General features: G+C 72.8%; 12 protein-coding genes. All 12 read left to right on the forward strand.

Annotated elements, in window-relative coordinates; translation table 11 throughout:
- The first annotated feature begins 179 nt into the window (after nucleotides 1-179).
- The 12 genes from OHA65_RS28440 to OHA65_RS28495 all read left to right on the forward strand — a co-directional run bounded on the left by OHA65_RS28440 (nucleotide 180) and on the right by OHA65_RS28495 (nucleotide 16,597).
- Complete coding sequence (locus OHA65_RS28440) at nucleotides 180-1,280, forward strand: phenazine antibiotic biosynthesis protein (RefSeq protein ID WP_327279025.1); 1,101 nt, start codon at nucleotides 180-182, stop codon at nucleotides 1,278-1,280.
- Nucleotides 1,280-2,716: an aldehyde dehydrogenase family protein gene (locus tag OHA65_RS28445; RefSeq protein ID WP_405762656.1), complete on the forward strand. Its 1,437-nt coding sequence runs from the start codon at nucleotides 1,280-1,282 to the stop codon at nucleotides 2,714-2,716. Before OHA65_RS28440 ends, OHA65_RS28445 begins: the two co-directional genes overlap by 1 nt.
- An 87-nt stretch (nucleotides 2,717-2,803) precedes the next feature.
- Complete coding sequence (gene metK, locus OHA65_RS28450; protein ID WP_328764057.1) at nucleotides 2,804-4,012, forward strand: methionine adenosyltransferase; 1,209 nt, start codon at nucleotides 2,804-2,806, stop codon at nucleotides 4,010-4,012.
- 36 nt (nucleotides 4,013-4,048) lie between these two features.
- Nucleotides 4,049-5,029 carry a carbohydrate kinase family protein gene (locus OHA65_RS28455; RefSeq protein ID WP_327279028.1) on the forward strand — a complete coding sequence of 327 codons (981 nt, stop codon included), beginning with the start codon at nucleotides 4,049-4,051 and terminating at the stop codon, nucleotides 5,027-5,029.
- Nucleotides 5,026-5,910: a methylenetetrahydrofolate reductase [NAD(P)H] gene (gene metF, locus OHA65_RS28460; protein ID WP_328764058.1), complete on the forward strand. Its 885-nt coding sequence runs from the start codon at nucleotides 5,026-5,028 to the stop codon at nucleotides 5,908-5,910. The genes OHA65_RS28455 and metF overlap by 4 nt, the downstream gene beginning before the upstream one ends.
- A gap of 193 nt (nucleotides 5,911-6,103) precedes the next feature.
- Nucleotides 6,104-6,469 (forward strand): phosphopantetheine-binding protein, encoded by a 366-nt coding sequence (locus OHA65_RS28465; protein WP_327279030.1) that lies wholly within the window; start codon nucleotides 6,104-6,106, stop codon nucleotides 6,467-6,469.
- On the forward strand, nucleotides 6,462-9,227 hold the full coding sequence (locus OHA65_RS28470; RefSeq protein ID WP_405762659.1) for a type I polyketide synthase: 2,766 nt from the start codon (nucleotides 6,462-6,464) through the stop codon (nucleotides 9,225-9,227). The genes OHA65_RS28465 and OHA65_RS28470 overlap by 8 nt, the downstream gene beginning before the upstream one ends.
- On the forward strand, nucleotides 9,224-10,015 hold the full coding sequence (locus OHA65_RS28475) for an alpha/beta fold hydrolase (protein WP_327279032.1): 792 nt from the start codon (nucleotides 9,224-9,226) through the stop codon (nucleotides 10,013-10,015). Before OHA65_RS28470 ends, OHA65_RS28475 begins: the two co-directional genes overlap by 4 nt.
- Before the next feature lie 9 nt (nucleotides 10,016-10,024).
- On the forward strand, nucleotides 10,025-11,080 hold the full coding sequence (locus tag OHA65_RS28480) for an aldo/keto reductase (protein ID WP_327279033.1): 1,056 nt from the start codon (nucleotides 10,025-10,027) through the stop codon (nucleotides 11,078-11,080).
- 50 nt (nucleotides 11,081-11,130) lie between these two features.
- Nucleotides 11,131-13,482: a type I polyketide synthase gene (locus tag OHA65_RS28485; protein ID WP_327279034.1), complete on the forward strand. Its 2,352-nt coding sequence runs from the start codon at nucleotides 11,131-11,133 to the stop codon at nucleotides 13,480-13,482.
- A 76-nt stretch (nucleotides 13,483-13,558) separates the two neighbouring features.
- Nucleotides 13,559-14,803: a crotonyl-CoA carboxylase/reductase gene (ccrA, locus tag OHA65_RS28490; RefSeq protein WP_327279035.1), complete on the forward strand. Its 1,245-nt coding sequence runs from the start codon at nucleotides 13,559-13,561 to the stop codon at nucleotides 14,801-14,803.
- Nucleotides 14,804-14,851: 48 nt separating this feature from the next.
- Nucleotides 14,852-16,597, forward strand: a complete 1,746-nt coding sequence (locus OHA65_RS28495; protein WP_405762661.1) for a fatty acyl-AMP ligase — start codon at nucleotides 14,852-14,854, stop codon at nucleotides 16,595-16,597.
- The last annotated feature ends 28 nt before the right edge of the window (nucleotides 16,598-16,625 follow it).

Genomic DNA, 16,625 nt, shown 5'->3' on the forward strand with positions numbered 1-16,625 from the left:
TCGCAGCGGCTGCGTGTACTCAGCCAAAACACGTGTTGATAAAGCGAATTGAGTAGTCAGTACTCAGGCGTGGGTGGCGAGTTGGTGATCGAATGAGGATATCGGTCACGGCCGGCGGGGGACCCGACGCGGGAGACCGACCGGCCCCCACCACGCCGGCTGTTGACATTGGAGGACGAGTGGCGCCAACCGATCTGTCGATCCTGGACCTGCCGTACGACGCGGATCCGGACCCCGACGAGCTGGTGCGGGCGGCGATGGAGTGGCACTTCAGCCCGGAGACCGGATCGCCGTTCTGGCTGAAGCGTGCCGAGACGCTCGACTTCAACCCGCTGTCGGACGTCAAGGGCCATGCCGACCTGGCCCTCTTCCCGAACGTCGCCAACGAGCTGCGGGACGTGCCCGCGGCCGACCTGGTGCCGCGCGGCTACGGCGAACGCCCCGACGTCGTCGGCATCTTCGAGAGCGGCGGCACCACCGGCGCACCCAAGCGGGTGGCCTGCCCCGCCGACTGGCTGGAGAAGCTGGTCGGCTGGAGCAACGCCAACCTCGACGTGCACGGTTTCCCGCGCGGCGTCGACTGGCTGGGCATCACCCCCTCCGGCCCCCACGTCGTCGGCGAGATCTTCCGGCGCTCGGCCCGCACCCACGGCCGGTACGCCTTCCAGGTCGACCTCGACCCGCGGTGGGTCAAGCGCCTGATCGCGGAGGGCAAGGGCAGCCAGGCCGACGCCTACGCCGAGCACGTCATCGACCAGGCCGCCTACGTCCTGCACACCCAGGACATCGGTGTGATGACGGTGACCCCGCCGCTGCTGGAGCGCATCGCCCAGCGCGAGGACCTCGTCGAGGTCATCAACCGGAAGGTGAAGGCGATCCGTTGGGGCGGCACCCAGATGGACCCCGACACCGAGGCCCTCTACCGCACCGAGATCTTCCCCGAAGCCACCCTCTACGGGCACTACGGCAGCACGATGATCCTCGGCATCGCCGGTCAGCGCCACGGCACCCCGCTGGGCGCGCCCTGCGTGTTCGACACCTTCTCGCCGTACATCACCTTCCAGGTCGTGGACCCCGCCACCCGGGAGCCGGTGGCGTACGGGAAGCGCGGCCAGGTCGTGATGAACCACGTCAGCAAGGCCCTGTTGCTGCCCAACAACCTGGAGCGCGACACCGCGATCAGGGTCCCCGCGCCCGAGGGGCGCGTCGGGGACTCGGCCGCCGGCATCGCCCCGGTCGCCCGCTTCGACGACGAGGTCGTCATCGAGGGGGTCTACTGATGGCCGCCGAGCAGCCGCAGTCGACGGGGCAGGACGGCCGGGGGAGCCAGGACGGGCAGGGCGCGCAGGACTCCGGTACGCCCGTACTGGACGCGCTGGGCCCGGCCGGCCCGTACCGCGCCCACAACCGCCAGGAGGTCACCGACGTGACCGGCGCGGTCATGGCCGAGATGAGCCTGGTGCCCGCGCTCTACGTCAACCGGACGATGAAGGCCCTGCACGCCGCGACCCCGCTGCCCGCCGCCGAGCGGGCCGGCGCCCTGGCCCGCGCAGCCGAGTCGTTCCGCACCGCGACGCTGGGCGGGCTGACGGTGCAGGAGTACGAGGCGGCCGTCAGCCGCGTCTCCGGCCTGCCCGTCGAGGTCGTCCGGGTCGCCACCGCAACCTGCGCCGACCGCGTCGCGAACTCCTACCGCAGCGTCCAGCTGGCCCGGCCCACCGGCGCTGTGCCCGACTGGCGCGACCCGCTGGTGCGCACCTCCCAGGCCGTGTGGACCCGGCGCGGCGAGGTGCTCGCCGTCCACGTCCCCGGCAACCACCCCGGCACGCACGGGTTCTGGCCGGAGGCGCTGGCCCTGGGCTACCGGGTCGCCGTCCGCCCCGCCGCCCGCGAGCCGTTCACCGCGCACCGCCTGGTCCTCGCCCTGCGCGAGGCCGGCTTCGGCGGCGACCACGTCGTCCTGCTGCCCTGCGGCCACGAGGCGGCCGACGCCCTCGTGCGGGGTGCGGACCTCGCCTACGGCGGGGACGAGATCATCCGGCAGTACGCCGACGATCCCGGGGTGCTCTCCCTGCAGCCGGGCCGCTCGAAGATCCTGCTGACGGCCGACACCGACTGGCGCGACCACCTCGACATGATCGTCGACTCGGTGACCCGGCACGCCGGCAGCGGCTGCGTCAACGCCACCGCCGTGCTGGTCGAGGGAGACCCGGCCCCGCTCGCGGGCGCGATCGCCGAGCGGCTGGCCGCCCTGCCCAGCCTGCCGCCGCACGACGAGAAGGCCGTCCTGCCGGTGCAGAACACCAAGGCGGCTCGGGCACTGGAGAAGTTCGTGCTCGACCGGGCCCAGGGCACCCGAGCCTGGCTCGGCGGCACCGGGTTCGTCGACGAACTCGGCGACGGCAGCGCCGTGCTGCGCCCGGCCGTCCACCAGGTCGCCTCCGCCGAGGCCCCCCAGCTCTCCGCCGAAGTCCCGTTCCCCTGCGTGTGGGTCGGGCCGTGGAGCCGCGAGGACGACGTCGAGCCGTTGCGCGACACCCTGGTCCTGACCGTCGTCACCGAGGACGAGGACCTCGTACAGGCCCTGATCGACGAACCTTCGATCAGCAACCTGCACGTCGGAAGCCACGCCACCCACCGGCACCGCCCCGGTCTGCCGCACGACGGCTACCTGGGCGAGTTCCTGATGCGGAGCAAGACCGTCGTCCGCGTCTGAAGCAGACCGCAGACGAACCAACCGTCCGCCCTCCGGGCGGCCGGAAGCAATGTCCAGCCAGCAGCCGCTGCAAACCCAGGGAGCGATGTGTCCCGCCGCCTGTTCACCTCGGAGTCCGTGACCGAAGGTCACCCCGACAAGATCGCTGACCAGATCAGCGACGCCATCCTCGACGAGCTCCTTAGCCAGGACCCCACCTCGCGCGTCGCCGTGGAGACCCTGATCACCACCGGTCTCGTCCACGTCGCCGGCGAGGTGACGACCAAGGCGTACGCCGACATCCCGACGCTGATACGCACCAAGGTCCTGGAGATCGGCTACGACTCCTCGCAGAAGGGCTTCGACGGGGCGTCCTGCGGGGTCGAGGTGTCCATCGGCGCGCAGTCCCCGGACATCGCGCAGGGCGTGGACACGGCGTACGAGCAGCGGGTCGAGGGCGACGAGGACGAGCTCGACAAGCAGGGCGCGGGCGACCAGGGCCTGATGTTCGGCTACGCGTGCGACGAGACGCCCGAGCTCATGCCGCTGCCGATCCACATCGCGCACCGCCTGTCGCGGCGCCTGACCGAGGTCCGCAAGGACGGCACCGTCCCGTACCTGCGCCCCGACGGCAAGACCCAGGTCACCATCGAGTACGACGGCGACAAGGCCGTCCGCCTCGACACCGTCGTCGTCTCCTCGCAGCACGCCCCGGACATCGACCTGGAGTCCCTGCTCGCCCCGGACATCCGCGAGCACGTCGTCGAGCACGTCCTGCGCCTGCTCCACGAGGACGGCATCAAGCTGGAGACCGAGGGCTACCGGCTGCTGGTGAACCCGACCGGCCGCTTCGAGATCGGCGGCCCGATGGGCGACGCCGGCCTGACCGGCCGCAAGATCATCATCGACACGTACGGCGGCATGGCCCGCCACGGCGGCGGCGCCTTCTCGGGCAAGGACCCGTCGAAGGTCGACCGCTCCGCCGCGTACGCGATGCGCTGGGTCGCCAAGAACGTGGTCGCCGCCGGCCTCGCCTCGCGCTGCGAGGTCCAGGTCGCGTACGCCATCGGCAAGGCCGAGCCCGTCGGCCTGTTCGTCGAGACCTTCGGCACCGCCAAGGTAGAGGTCCAGAAGATCGAGGACGCGATCGGCCAGGTCTTCGACCTCCGCCCGGCCGCGATCATCCGCGACCTCGACCTGCTGCGCCCGATCTACGCCCAGACCGCAGCGTACGGCCACTTCGGCCGCGAGCTGCCGGACTTCACCTGGGAGCGCACCGACCGCGTCGACGCCCTGCGCGCGGCCGCGGGCATCTGACAGGCCACGTACGAGACTCGACGGGAGCACGCAGCGATGCGCATAGCGGTGTCAGGGTCGATCGCGACCGACCACCTCATGGCCTTCCCCGGCCGTTTCACCGACCAGCTGATCCCCGACCAGCTCGCCCACATCTCGTTGTCCTTCCTGGTCGACGACCTGGAGGTGCGACGCGGCGGGGTGGCGGCCAACATCGCTTACGGTCTGGGCCAGTTGGGGTTGACCCCCCTGCTGGTGGGGTCCGTCGGCCTCGACTTCGGCCCGTACGAGATCTGGCTGAAGGAGCAAGGCGTCGACACGGGCGCGGTCCGGGTGTCGGACACGGCGCAGACGGCCCGGTTCGTCTGCATCACGGACCAGGACAGCAATCAGATCGCCGCCTTCTACGCGGGCGCGATGAGCGAGGCCCGGGAGATCGACCTGGCGGCGGCGGCCGCGCAGGACCGCCCCGACCTCGTCCTGGTCTGCGCGAACGACCCGGCGGCGATGCTCCGCCACACCCGGCAGGCCACGGGCCTGGGCATCCCCTTCGCCGCCGACCCCTCGCAGCAGCTCGCGCGGCTGACCGGCGAGGAGGCCACCGAACTCGTGGACGGCGCCACCTGGCTGTTCACCAACGAGTACGAGGCCGCGCTGCTGGCCGAGCGCACCGGCCGCACCCGCGAGGACATCCTCGCGAGCGTCGGCACCTGGGTGACCACGCTCGGCGAGCGCGGCGTACGGATCGAGCGCTCGGGGGAGTCCGAGCTCCTCGTCCCGGCCGTCCCGTGCGGCCACGTCACCGATCCGACCGGGGCCGGCGACGGCTTCCGCGCCGGCTTCCTCGCGGCCTCCGCGGCCGGGCTGCCGCTGTTGGCGGCCGGCCGGCTCGGCTGCGCGGTGGCGGCGTCCGTGCTGGACACCGTCGGCCCCCAGGGCTACGCGGCCGACCCGGGCCTGCTGGCGGAGCGCGTGCGCGACGTGTACGGGGCGGAGGCGGCCGCAGAGCTGCGACCGGTACTCGGGCGGGACGCATGACGCTGCGCGAGACGCTCGCCAGCGGGACCCGGTCCTTCTCGTTCGAGTTCTTCCCGCCCAAGACGGAGGCCGGCGAGCGCAACGTGTGGGACGCCATCCGGCGGATCGAGCCGCTGGCGCCCACCTTCGTCTCCGTCACGTACGGAGCCGGCGGGTCCTCCCGCGACCGGACCGTCGAACTGACGAAGCGGATCGCGTCCGACACGACCCTGCGGCCGGTGGCCCATCTCACCGCGGTGGGGCACTCCGTGGCCGAACTGCGCCGCATCATCGGCCAGTACGCCGATGCAGGGGTACGGGACGTCCTGGTCCTGCGCGGCGACCCGCCGGGGGACCCGCGGGGGCCCTGGGTGCCACACCCGGACGGGCTCACGTACGCCCACGAGCTGGTCACCCTCGTACGGGAGGCCGGGGCGTTCAGCGTCGGCGTCGCGGCGTTCCCCGAGCGCCACCCGCGCTCCGCCGACTGGGACGGCGAGATCCGGCACTTCGTGGCCAAGTGCCGCGCGGGCGCCGACTACGCCGTCACCCAGATGTTCTTCGACGTCGAGGACTACCTGCGGCTGCGCGACCGGGTGTCCGCAGCCGGCTGCGACATCCCGATCATCCCGGAGATCATGCCGGCGACCGACGTGCGCCAGATCCGGCGCTTCGCCGAACTCAGCGACGCGGCCTTCCCGCAGGAGTTGGCCCGCCGGCTCGACGCCGCGCGCGACCGACCCGCCGAGGGCCACGCCATCGGCGTGGAGTACGCCGTCGCGATGTCCGAACGACTGCTCGCCGAAGGGGCCCCGGGACTGCACTACATCACCTTGAACCGGTCCACGGCGACGCTCGACATCCACCGCGCCGTCATGGCCGTCCAGGCCGTCACCGCCTGACCCCCCCAGCAGCACGACCCGGCACGGGGTTTTCGATTTCGAAAACCCCGGCCGGGTCGTGCTGCTGCGCCATAACCATTGCCATAAACAACAGTTCTGCCCGGTAGGGAAGGTAGTTATTGGACACCTTCCCCGGAGCAGCAGATGATCCTATGGAGACGCCGAACCGGCGATCCGAAGGGGGAGGAGTGGAGTGCACGCATCCCATGCGAATCCACCGGAAGTAGATTTCGCAGCCGTCATCGCCGAAATCTGGTGTGAGGTCCTGGAAGTCCCCGCAGTGGGCAACGAGGACAACTTCTTCGATCTGGGCGGACACTCCCTGCTGCTCCAGCTGGTCCGGGAGCGGGTCGTGCAGCGCACCGGGAAGAACGTCGAGCTCATCGAGTTCTTCACGCACCCGACCGTACGGTCCCTCGCGACCCGGCTGGAGAACGAAGGGGCGGCTCCGGCCGCCGACGGCCGGCGCCGTCCCGCCGGCCGACTGAACCGCCTGGGAAACCGGCGGACCCAGCTCGGCAGGAATTCCTCGGACAGCCACGGAGAATTCGGTGAATGACATCGAAACCCAAGAGGAAGCCGACGGCTTCATCGCCGTCGTCGGAATGGCCGGCCGCTTTCCCGGCGCCGCCGACGTCGACGAATTCTGGGCCAATCTCGCGGCCGGTATCGACTCGGTCACCCGCGACGCCCCCCAGGTCATTCCGGGCGGCGCGCCCGATGGAGGCGACCTCACCTACCTGCCGTCCCGTGGCCGGCTGGACGGTGCCGAGTGGTTCGACGCCGACTATTTCGGCTACTCCGCCAAAGAGGCGTTCCTGATCGACCCGCAGCACCGGGTCTTCCTGGAATGCGCGGCCGCGGCCCTGGAGGACGCCGGCGCCGACCCCGACCGCTTCCCCGGCGCCATCGGCGTCTACGGCGGCTGTACCGAGACCCGGTACGCCGAAGCGCTCTCGGCCCGGCTCGCCCAGCTCCCCGCAGTGACCGAGGACGACATCGTCCTCGGCACCGCACCCGACTTCCTGGTCTCCCGCACGGCCGAGCGCCTCGGCCTGCGGGGCCCGGCCGTCGCCGTGCAGTCGGCCTGTGCCACCGCCCTCGTTGCCGTCCACACGGCCGGGCGGGGCCTGCTCGCCGGCGACTGCGACATGGCCCTGGCGGGCGGCGTCGCCGTGCACGTACCGCCGAAGAAGATCACATGGACCGGCCCGGACGGCACCCTGGCGCCCGACGGCGTCTGCCGCGCCTTCGACGCGCAGGGGGAGGGGACCGTCGCCGGCAACGGAGTCGGCGTCGTCGTCCTCAAGCGCCTGGCCGACGCGCTGGCCGACGGGGACCACATCCGCGCCGTCGTCCGCGGCTCGGCCGTGACCAACGACGGCTCGGGCCGGATCGGCTTCACCGCGCCCAGCGTGGCCGGCCAGGCCGCCGCGGTCCGGGAGGCACAGCTGACCGCGGGCACCGACGCCCGCACCATCACGTACGTGGAGGCCCACGGCACCGCCACCCCGCTGGGAGACCCGATCGAGGTCACGGCCCTCACCCAGGCCTTCCGGGGCGATACCGACGAGCAGGGCTTCTGCGCCATAGGCTCGGTGAAGACCAACATCGGGCACGCCGACGCGGCCGCCGGCGCCGCGGGCTTCGTCAAGACCGTCTTGGCGCTCGGCCACCGGCAGATCCCGCCGAGCCTGCACTTCACCGAGCCCAACCCCCAGATCGACTTCGAAAGCAGCCCGTTCAGGGTCGCCACCGAACTCACCGACTGGGAACCGGACGGCTTCCCCCGCCGCGCCGGCGTCAGCTCCTTCGCGGTCGGCGGCGTCAACGCCCACCTGGTTCTGGAGGAGGCCCCGCAGCGGCCGGTGCGCGAGTCCGAGCGACGCGTCCACCTGATGGTGCACTCCGCGCGCACCCCCTCCGCGCTGCGCACCCGGCTGGCCCGGTTCGACGACCACCTGGCCGGCGCGGCCCCCGCGTACGAGGACGCCGCCTGGACCCTCCAGACCGGTCGGCGCGAGCACGAGTACCGCGCCTTCACCGTCGCCGGCGACGGCCCGGCCCGCGAACCGGTCCACTGCGCCGAACCCCCGCGGGAGCGGCCCGTGGTGTTCCTCTTCCCGGGCCGGATCGGTCCGGCGGAGGCCTGGCGGCTGCACACCACCGAGCCCGCCTTCCGGGAGGCCTTCGACGCGGCCCTGGCCGGCGCCGACGACCGGCTCGTCCGCGACGTACGGGACGTGGCCCGCGGCCTGGCCTGGCCCGACGACCCGGTGGTGCGCGACACCTACGTCTTCGCCTTCGAGTACGCCCTGGCCGCGCTCTGGCAGCGCTGGGGCATCCGGCCGGACGCGGTCTTCGGCACCGGCGCCGGATCGCTGGTCGCGGCCGTCGTCGCGGGGGTCTTCCCGCTCACCGACGCGCTGCGCCTGATCGCCGCACCCGCCCGTACCCGCGGCGGCGACGACGAACTGCGCACGCTGCTGCGGTCCCTGGTCCCGCAGCCGCACCGGATCCCCGTCGTCCTCGGCGACGGCACCCGGTACGGCACCGGGACGCCGATCGCGGCCGAGCGCTGGGCGGACGAGCTGCGCGAGCCGGCCGACCCGGACGCCGCGCTCGACGTGCTCCTGGCCGACCCCGAGCGCATCCTGCTCCAGGTGGGCGCGGGATCCGGCCTGGTCACGCTCGCCCGGCAGCAGCCCCGCCACACCGCCCAGCACCTCCTGCTCGCCGCGCTGGCCGAACCCGACGGCGACGGCGGCGGCGCGCTGGCGGCCCTGTACGACGCACTCGGACGGCTGTGGCTGTCAGGAGCCCGGGTCTCCTGGGCCGGCGTGCACGAGGGCGAGCGCCGGGCCAAGGTCGCGCTGCCCACCTACCCCTTCGAGCGGCTCCCGTACCTGGTGCGCCACCCGGCGGAGGAGGCACAGACGGCCACCGGCGCCGCCGCGACCGTTGCCGAGGGCGACCGGCCCGCGGAAGACGAGGCCGCCGCCCCGAGCGGCGTCCCCGCCGCCGGGGGCCGACCGGAGTCCGAGGACCGTCCCGCCGACGACACCCCGCTCGGCGTGGTGCTGCGGTTGTTCGGCGAGGCCCTCGGACTGCCCGACATCGAAGCCGACGAGAGCTTCTTCGAACTCGGCGGCGACTCCCTCATCGCCGTGAAGCTCTTCGCCCAACTCAGGGAGATCTACCCGGTCGAGATCAAGATGCGCGCGCTGTTCGAGTCCGCGACGGCGGCCGACCTCGCCGCACTGATCGAGCAGCAGCTGGCCGACCCGCACCAGGACACGGAAGAGGAGTCCGCATGAACGGCACCGGAGCCGCAACCGGCGTCGGCCCCGCACCCGAGGCCACGACGGCCGACCTGCAGGCACGCTGGCTCTCCGGCCGCAGGCCCAAGACGCAGACCACGCTCGACCTGTACTGCTTCGCCCACGCGGGCGGTTCGGCGGGGGAGTTCGTCCGCTGGGCCGGCGCCCTGCCCGGCGTCCGCCTCTGGGCCGTCAAGCTGCCCGGCCGCGCGCCGCGGCAGGACGAGGCCCCGTACCAGCGGATCGCCGACCTGGTGACGGACCTCGTCGAGCAGGTCGACTTCGGGCATCGCGACTTCGCCTTCTTCGGCCACAGCCTGGGTGCGCTGATCGCCTTCGAAACCACCCGCGCCCTGCGCCGGGCCGGTCTGCGCCAGCCCCGCGCCCTGCTGCTGTCCTCCATGCAGCCGCCGCCCCTCACGGCGCGGCAGGGCGTCCACCTGCTGTCGGACGACGAGCTGCTGGCCCAGATCGAGAGCCGCTGGGGCGCGCTGCCGATGGTCGTCCACGAGGAGCCGGACCTCAAGCGACTCGCGCTGCGCTACCTGCGCGCGGACGCCGCACTCGCCGACTCCCACGAGTACGTCGTCGAGGAGCCGCTGGACATCCCGATCACGGCCTTCGCCGGCGACGAGGAGGACCCGGGCCAACTCGACTGGGCCGCCCACACCCGCACCGACTTCGCCGCGCACCTCGTGCCCGGCGGCCACTTCTACTTCCGCGACCCGCAGTCTCAGGCCGAGCTCCTGCGCCTCATCGGCGACGCACTGAGCACGGAGAACTAGAGGACAGCCATGCGTTACACCACCTTCGGCCGCACCACCGGCCTGCGTGTCTCCGAATACGCCCTCGGCACCGCCAACTTCGGCACCCTGTGGGGCGGTGGCGCCAACCGCGAGGAGTCCCGCAAGATCTTCGACCGGTTCGCGGAAGCCGGCGGCACCTTCATCGACTGCGCCGACAACTACCAGATCGGCGAGTCGGAGAAGCTGCTCGGAGAGTTCCTCGGCGTCGACCGCGACCACTACACGGTCAGCACCAAGTTCACCCTGGGCGCCGGCCGCGCCCGGATCTCCAACACGGGCAACAGCGCCAAGAACATCCGCACGTCGGTCGAGGCCAGCCTCAGGCGCCTCGGCACCGACTACATCGACGTCTACTGGGCCCACCTGCCGGACTCGGTCACCCCGGTCGAGGAGATCCTCAGCGCCCTCGACGGCCTGGTCCGGTCCGGCAAGATCCTCTACGCAGGGCTCTCCAACTTCCCCGCCTGGCGGATCTCCCGCGCCGTCACCCTCGCCGAACTCCGCTCTCTGAACCGCCTGGTGGGCATCCAGTTCGAGTACAGCCTCGCCGAGCGCGGGGCCGACCGCGAACTGATCCCCATGGCCGAGGCCCTGGGCCTGGGCACCACCCTGTGGTCGCCGCTCGGCGGGGGCCTGCTCACCGGCAAGTACCGGCAGAGCCGCCGCGGCCGCCTCAGTGACTGGGAGGGCCAGGCCATCCGCGTCGAGGACTCCGAGCAGCGCACCGCGGTCATCGACGCCGTGCTCACCGTCGCCGAGGAGACCGGCGCCCCCGCGGGACAGGTCGCCATGGCGTGGCTGCGCGCCCGGGCGGCCCGCTCGGCCACCGCGATGGTGCCCGTCATCGGACCGCGCACCGTCGACCAGCTCGACGACTACCTCGCCGCACTGGACGTGACCCTCGACGACGGCCAGTTCGAGCGGCTGGAGCAGGCCAGCGCGATCCGGCTGGGACAGCCCTACGAGCTGATCGCAGGCCACCAGGACGCGGCGCTGGGCCGCACCGGCGGCCGGTTCATCCGCCCGACCACTCCCGTGGCCTGACCGGCCCGCATGAATACGGGACTTCGACGAGAAAGGGAAGGGCGGACCGCATGACGGACCTCGCACCGGGAAACCTCGACCCCGGCTTCGACCTCGACGCCCACGTCGCCATCGTGGGCATGGCGGCGCGCTTCGGGCGGGCCGCGGACCTCGACGCGTTCCGCGGGGGCCCCGCCGGCCCGGCGGACGCGACCGCCGGGCCGCTGGCCGACGCCCACGCGTTCGACCACCGGTTCTTCGGCATCTCGCCGCGCGAGTCGGCGGTCCTCGACCCGCAGCAGCGCATCCTGTTGGAGTGCGCCCAGCACGCCCTGGAGGACGCCGCCCACGACCCGGCCCGCGACGAGGCGGTCGTCGGCATCTACGCGGGCGGTGCCACCACGAACCACGCGGCGCGGCTGCGCCGCCAGGCCGCCGGATCGCCCCAGACGGACGACCGGCAGATCCGGGCCGGCACCGGGGCCGACTTCCTCGCCTCACGGGTCGCCTACAAGCTGGGGTTGACCGGCCCCGCCGTCTCGGTGCAGGCCGCCGGGGCGACCGCCCTCGTCGCGGTGCACACCGCCGTCCAGGCGCTGCTCGGCGGCGAGTGCGACCTGGCGTTGGCCGGGTCGGTCACCGTGCACGCCCCCGCGGCCGGCGCCCCCGGCGGCGGCTGCGCGGTGTCCGTGCTGAAGCCGCTCCGGGCGGCCCTGGACGACGGCGACCGGATCTACGCCGTCCTCCGCGGCACCGCCGTCGGCACGACGGGCCGCGGCGAGTCGGCCGACGCGGGCCGCGACCGCATCGTCCGCGACGCCCTCGCGGTGAGCGGCGTCGCGGACGGCACGGTCCTCGGGGTGGACACCCCCGCCGGGGCGAGCGTCACCGACACCTCGCCCACGGCCGCCGCCTTCGTACGGGCCGTCCTCGCGGTGTACGACGGAGCGGACCGGCCGGACGGTGCAGCCGAGCCGCGCCGCGCCGCCGTGAGCGGCTCGGGCCCCTTCGGCACGCACGCCCACGCGATCGTCGAGCAGGCGCCCGCGACGGATCCCGCCCGGACGCCCACCCCCGCCACGGACGGCTGGCAGCTGCTGCCGTACTCGGCGAAGTCCGCGGCCGCGCTGGCCGCGGTGGCGGGGCGCATCGGCCGCCACCTGGACCGGGCCGGGGGCGCCGAAGCGCTCCAGGACGCCGCCTGGACCCTGCAGACGGGCCGGACGCGGTACGGCCACCGGGGCTTCGTCGTCGCCCGCGACCACGCCGGGGCGGTCGCCGCACTCGCCGAGGTCAAGGTCAAGGTCAAGGAGCGGTCCACGGGGAGTTCCGCGGGCGGCCCGCCGCCGGTGGTGTTCACCTTCCCCGGGCACGGCGGCCAGCACGTCGGCATGGCGCGCGGGCTGTACCGCCTCGACCCGCACTTCCGGGCCGATCTCGACGCGTGCGTCGCGCACGTCCGGGCCGTGGCCGACGTGGACCTCGGCGTCGTCTTCGACCCCGAGGGCGAGGAGGCGCAGGAGGCGGCCCGGCGCTCCGTCGCGGACGGTCGGATCGCGCAACTCGCCGTCTTCGTCCTGGAGTACGCCCTCGCGAAGGCCTTCATCCGCTGGGGCGTGCGCCCCGCGGCGGTCGTCGGCCACAGCCTCGGCGGGTACGCCGCCGCCTGCATCGCCGGGGTGTTCTCCTTCCCCGACGCGGTCAGGATGGTCCTCAAGCGCACCGAGCTGCTGCTCACCCTGGCCCCCGGCGCCATGGCGGCCGTACGGCTGCCCGAGGCCGAGCTGCTGCCGCTGCTCCCCGAGGGCGTCGGGATCGCCGTGATCAGCGGCCCCGACCAGGTGACCGTCTCCGGGCCGCGCGAGTCGGTGGAGAAGTTCGTCGAGGAGCACGTGGCCAAGGGGCTGGAAGCCCGCCTGCTGAAGATCCCGGGAGCCGGCCACTCCTCGCTGGTCGACGCGGTGCTCGACGAGTACGAGGCGTTCCTCGCCGACATCACGTTCCACCGGCCGGCGATCCGGGTGGTCTCGGACACCACAGGGACCTGGGCCGACCCGGACGAGATCCGCACGCCCGGCTACTGGTGCCGACACATGCGCCACGCCGTGCGCTACCACGACGTCCTGGAGACGCTGAACGCCTTCCAGGGCTGCGCCCTCGTCGAGGTCGGCCCCGGCACCACGCTGACGTCGCTGGCCCGCCGCCACGCGGAACTGCGCTGGAACCACCCGATCCTGCAGGCCCTGCCGCATCCGACCGACGAGACGCCCGACCCGAAGGTCCTGCTGTCGGCGCTCGGCGCGCTGTGGGCCGCCGGCGCCGAGATCGAGTGGGCTGCGCTGCACCCGCTGCGCGCCCCCCGCAGGACCTCCCTGCCGGGCTACCCGTACGAACGCACCGACTTCCCGGTGCCCGCGGCCTGACGGGCCGGGCACCTCCCGCACCTGCGCATTTCCGTTCCACCCGCACCCGTCCACGACGATCAGGAGAGCAGTGACCATGGGGAAGAGCCTTTACGAGCTGGGTGAGATGCCGCCGCTCGGTTCCGTTCCGGAGAAGATGTACGCGTCCGTGATCCGCCCGGACCGCTTCGGCGAGCCGAAGAAGTCCTTCGCCACCGAGGTCATCGACACCCCCAAGCCGGGGCGCGGCCAGGTGCTCGTCTGGGTGATGGCCGCGGGCATCAACTACAACAACGTCTGGGCCGGCCTCGGTTACCCGCTGGACGTCATCGCCGCCCGGCAAAAGCGCGGCGAGCCCGAGGACTTCCACATCGGCGGCTCCGAGGGCTCGGGCGTGGTCTTCGCCGTCGGCGAGGGCGTCGCCGGGGTTTCCGTGGGCGACCAGGTCGTGCTCTCCGGCGGCCAGTGGGACGAGACCGCGGAAGACATCCGCCTCGGCGGCGACCCGACGTTCTCGCCCACCCTGCAGGCCTGGGGGTACGAGTCCAACTACGGCACCTTCGCCCAGTTCGCGCTCGTCAACGACTACCAGTGCCACCCGAAGCCGAAGAACCTCACGTGGGAGTCCGCGGCCTCCTTCATCCTCACCGGCTCCACCGCCTACCGTCAGCTGTTCGGCTGGGCGCCCAACACGGTCAAGCCGGGCGACCCGGTGCTGATCTGGGGCGGCGCCGGCGGGCTCGGCTCCATGGCCATCCAACTGGTGCGCAACGCGGGCGGCCTGCCCGTCGCGGTGGTCTCCAGCGAGGAGCGCGCCGAGTACTGCCGCAGCCTCGGCGCGGTCGGCACGATCAACCGCCGCGAGTTCTCCCACTGGGGCCGGATGCCCGACCTCAACGACTCCGTCGCGTTCGGCACCTGGATGCGCGAGCTGCGCAGCTTCGGCCGCGCGTACTGGGAGGCCCTCGGCGAGCGCCGCGCGCCGCGGATCGTCCTGGAGCACAGCGGCCAGGACACCATCCCCACCTCCATGTACCTGTGTGAGAACGGCGGCATGGTCACCATCTGCGGCGGCACCTCCGGCTACGCCGCCGACGTCGACCTGCGCTTCCTGTGGATGCGGCAGAAGCGCCTGCAGGGCTCGCACGGCTTCAACCCGGCCCAGTGCCGCGCGGTGATCCACCTCGTCGCCTCCGGGCAGCTCGACCCCTGCCTGTCCGGGCTGTTCAGCCTGGCGGAGATCGGCGACGCCCACCAGCTGATGCACGAGAACCGTCAGCCCCCCGGCAACATGGCCGCGCTGATCAACGCGCCGCGGGCGGGGCTCACCGACCTCGCCTGAGCGGCCCTTCGAGGACGCCCGCCTGCCACCCTTGATGAACGGACGGCAATGACAACTCATCCCACGACAGAGCGCACCCCGCTGCCGCTGCCCGCCCTGCTGGCCCGGCGGGCCGACGAGATGCCCGACACCGTCGCCTACGTCTACCTGCAGAACGGTGAGGAGATCGGCGAGCAGGTCACCTACGCACAGTTGCACGGCGACGTGCGGGCGAGGGCCGGCGCCCTCGCCGAGCTGGCCGGCGAGCGGCGCAGCGCGGTACTGATGTACCCCAACGGTCTGGAGTTCATCAGGGCCTGGCTGGCCTGCACCGCGGCCGGTCTCAAGGGGGCCCCGGTCCAGGTCCCGACGCGCCGGCACGCGGCGCAGCGCGTGCGGACCATCGCCGACGACGCGCGGACCACTCTGGTGCTCACCACCCGCGAGGTCCGCGACCAGGTCCTCGCCGACTTCGCCGGACTGCCCGAACTGGCCGGCCTGGAGATCGTCGCCACCGATGAGCTGCCCGTGCCGGCCGTCGCGACCGAACTACCCGTGCCCGAGCTGTCGGACGTGGCCCTGCTGCAGTACACGTCCGGTTCCACCGGAACGCCCAAGGGCGTGATGGTCACGCACGCCAACTTCTGGTTCAACGCGTGGGAGACGGACCAGCTGTGGCCGATGGAGGACGACGGGTCCGTCGTCTCCTGGCTGCCGTTCTTCCACGACATGGGCCTCCTGCTGGGCATCGTGCTGCCCCTGTGGGCGGGCCGGCCCTCGTACTTGATGGGCCCCGAGGCCTTCATCCGTCGTCCCGGACGCTGGCTGGAGGCGGTGTCCCGGTTCGGCGGCACGCACTCCTCGGCCCCCAACTTCGCGTACGACCTGTGCGTGCGCAGTGACAGCGTGCGCGGGCCGATCGACCTCTCGCGCTGGCGGATGGCCGCCAACGGCGCCGAGCCGGTCCGCGAGCACACGATGGCGCAGTTCATCGGCAAGTACGCCACCAGTGGCCTGGACAGCCGTGCCCTGTCGCCGAGTTACGGCCTGGCGGAGCACACCCTGAAGGTCGCCGGCAGCCCGCCGGACGCCGAACCGGCGCCGCTCGTGCTGGACGCGCGGGCACTGGGCCTGGGCAAGGTGGCCCCGGTCGCCACGGACGCGTCCGTGGTGACCAGCACCGTCATGAGCGTCGGCCGCACGGTCGGCGACACCCGGGTGCGCATCGTCGACCCGCACACCCTCAGGGAGGCGGCGCCCGACGAGGTCGGCGAGATATGGGTGTCCGGTCCGTGCGTGACGGCCGGCTACTTCGGGCGCGAGGAGGAGAGCGAGCGGACCTTCCGGGCGCGCATCGCCGGCGCCGAGGCGGACGGGTTCTTCCTGCGAACCGGCGACATGGGCTTCGTGCACGGCGGGGAGCTCTTCATCACCGGCCGCCTGAAGGACCTCATCATCGTCAAGGGCCGCAACCACTACCCGCAGGACCTGGAGCACACCGTCGAGGGCAGCCACCCGCTGCTGCGCCCGGCGTCCGCCGCCGCGTTCCCGGTGGACGACGGCACGGAGGAGTCCGTGGTCGTGGTGGTCGAGGGCGACAGCCGGGTGGGTCGGTACGCGAGCCCGCAGGAGGTGACGGACGCGGTGCGGGAGGCGCTGCGCCGCAACCACCGCATCGACGTGGCGGACGTGGTGCTGATCCGCCGCGGGACCCTGCCCAAGACCACCAGCGGCAAGGTGCGCCGCCGTCCGTGCCGCGAGCAGTACGTGGCCGGGACGCTGAACCGGCTCGCCGCGGCGACCGCCCGGGCTTGAACCGGATCTGACACCGGCTTCACAGGGA

This window comes from Streptomyces sp. NBC_00045, from assembly GCF_045041095.1.
GTDB lineage: Bacteria > Actinomycetota > Actinomycetes > Streptomycetales > Streptomycetaceae > Streptomyces.

Excerpts from the sequence above, each read along its gene's own strand:
- OHA65_RS28480 (WP_327279033.1), top strand. The coding sequence starts at position 10,025 with ATGCGTTACACCACCTTCGGCCGCACCACCGGCCTGCGTGTCTCCGAA.
- OHA65_RS28475 (WP_327279032.1), top strand. The coding sequence starts at position 9,224 with ATGAACGGCACCGGAGCCGCAACCGGCGTCGGCCCCGCACCCGAGGCC.
- OHA65_RS28495 (WP_405762661.1), top strand. The coding sequence starts at position 14,852 with ATGACAACTCATCCCACGACAGAGCGCACCCCGCTGCCGCTGCCCGCC.
- OHA65_RS28455 (WP_327279028.1), top strand. The coding sequence starts at position 4,049 with ATGCGCATAGCGGTGTCAGGGTCGATCGCGACCGACCACCTCATGGCC.
- OHA65_RS28485 (WP_327279034.1), top strand. The coding sequence starts at position 11,131 with ATGACGGACCTCGCACCGGGAAACCTCGACCCCGGCTTCGACCTCGAC.
- OHA65_RS28445 (WP_405762656.1), top strand. The coding sequence starts at position 1,280 with ATGGCCGCCGAGCAGCCGCAGTCGACGGGGCAGGACGGCCGGGGGAGC.
- ccrA (WP_327279035.1), top strand. The coding sequence starts at position 13,559 with ATGGGGAAGAGCCTTTACGAGCTGGGTGAGATGCCGCCGCTCGGTTCC.
- metF (WP_328764058.1), top strand. The coding sequence starts at position 5,026 with ATGACGCTGCGCGAGACGCTCGCCAGCGGGACCCGGTCCTTCTCGTTC.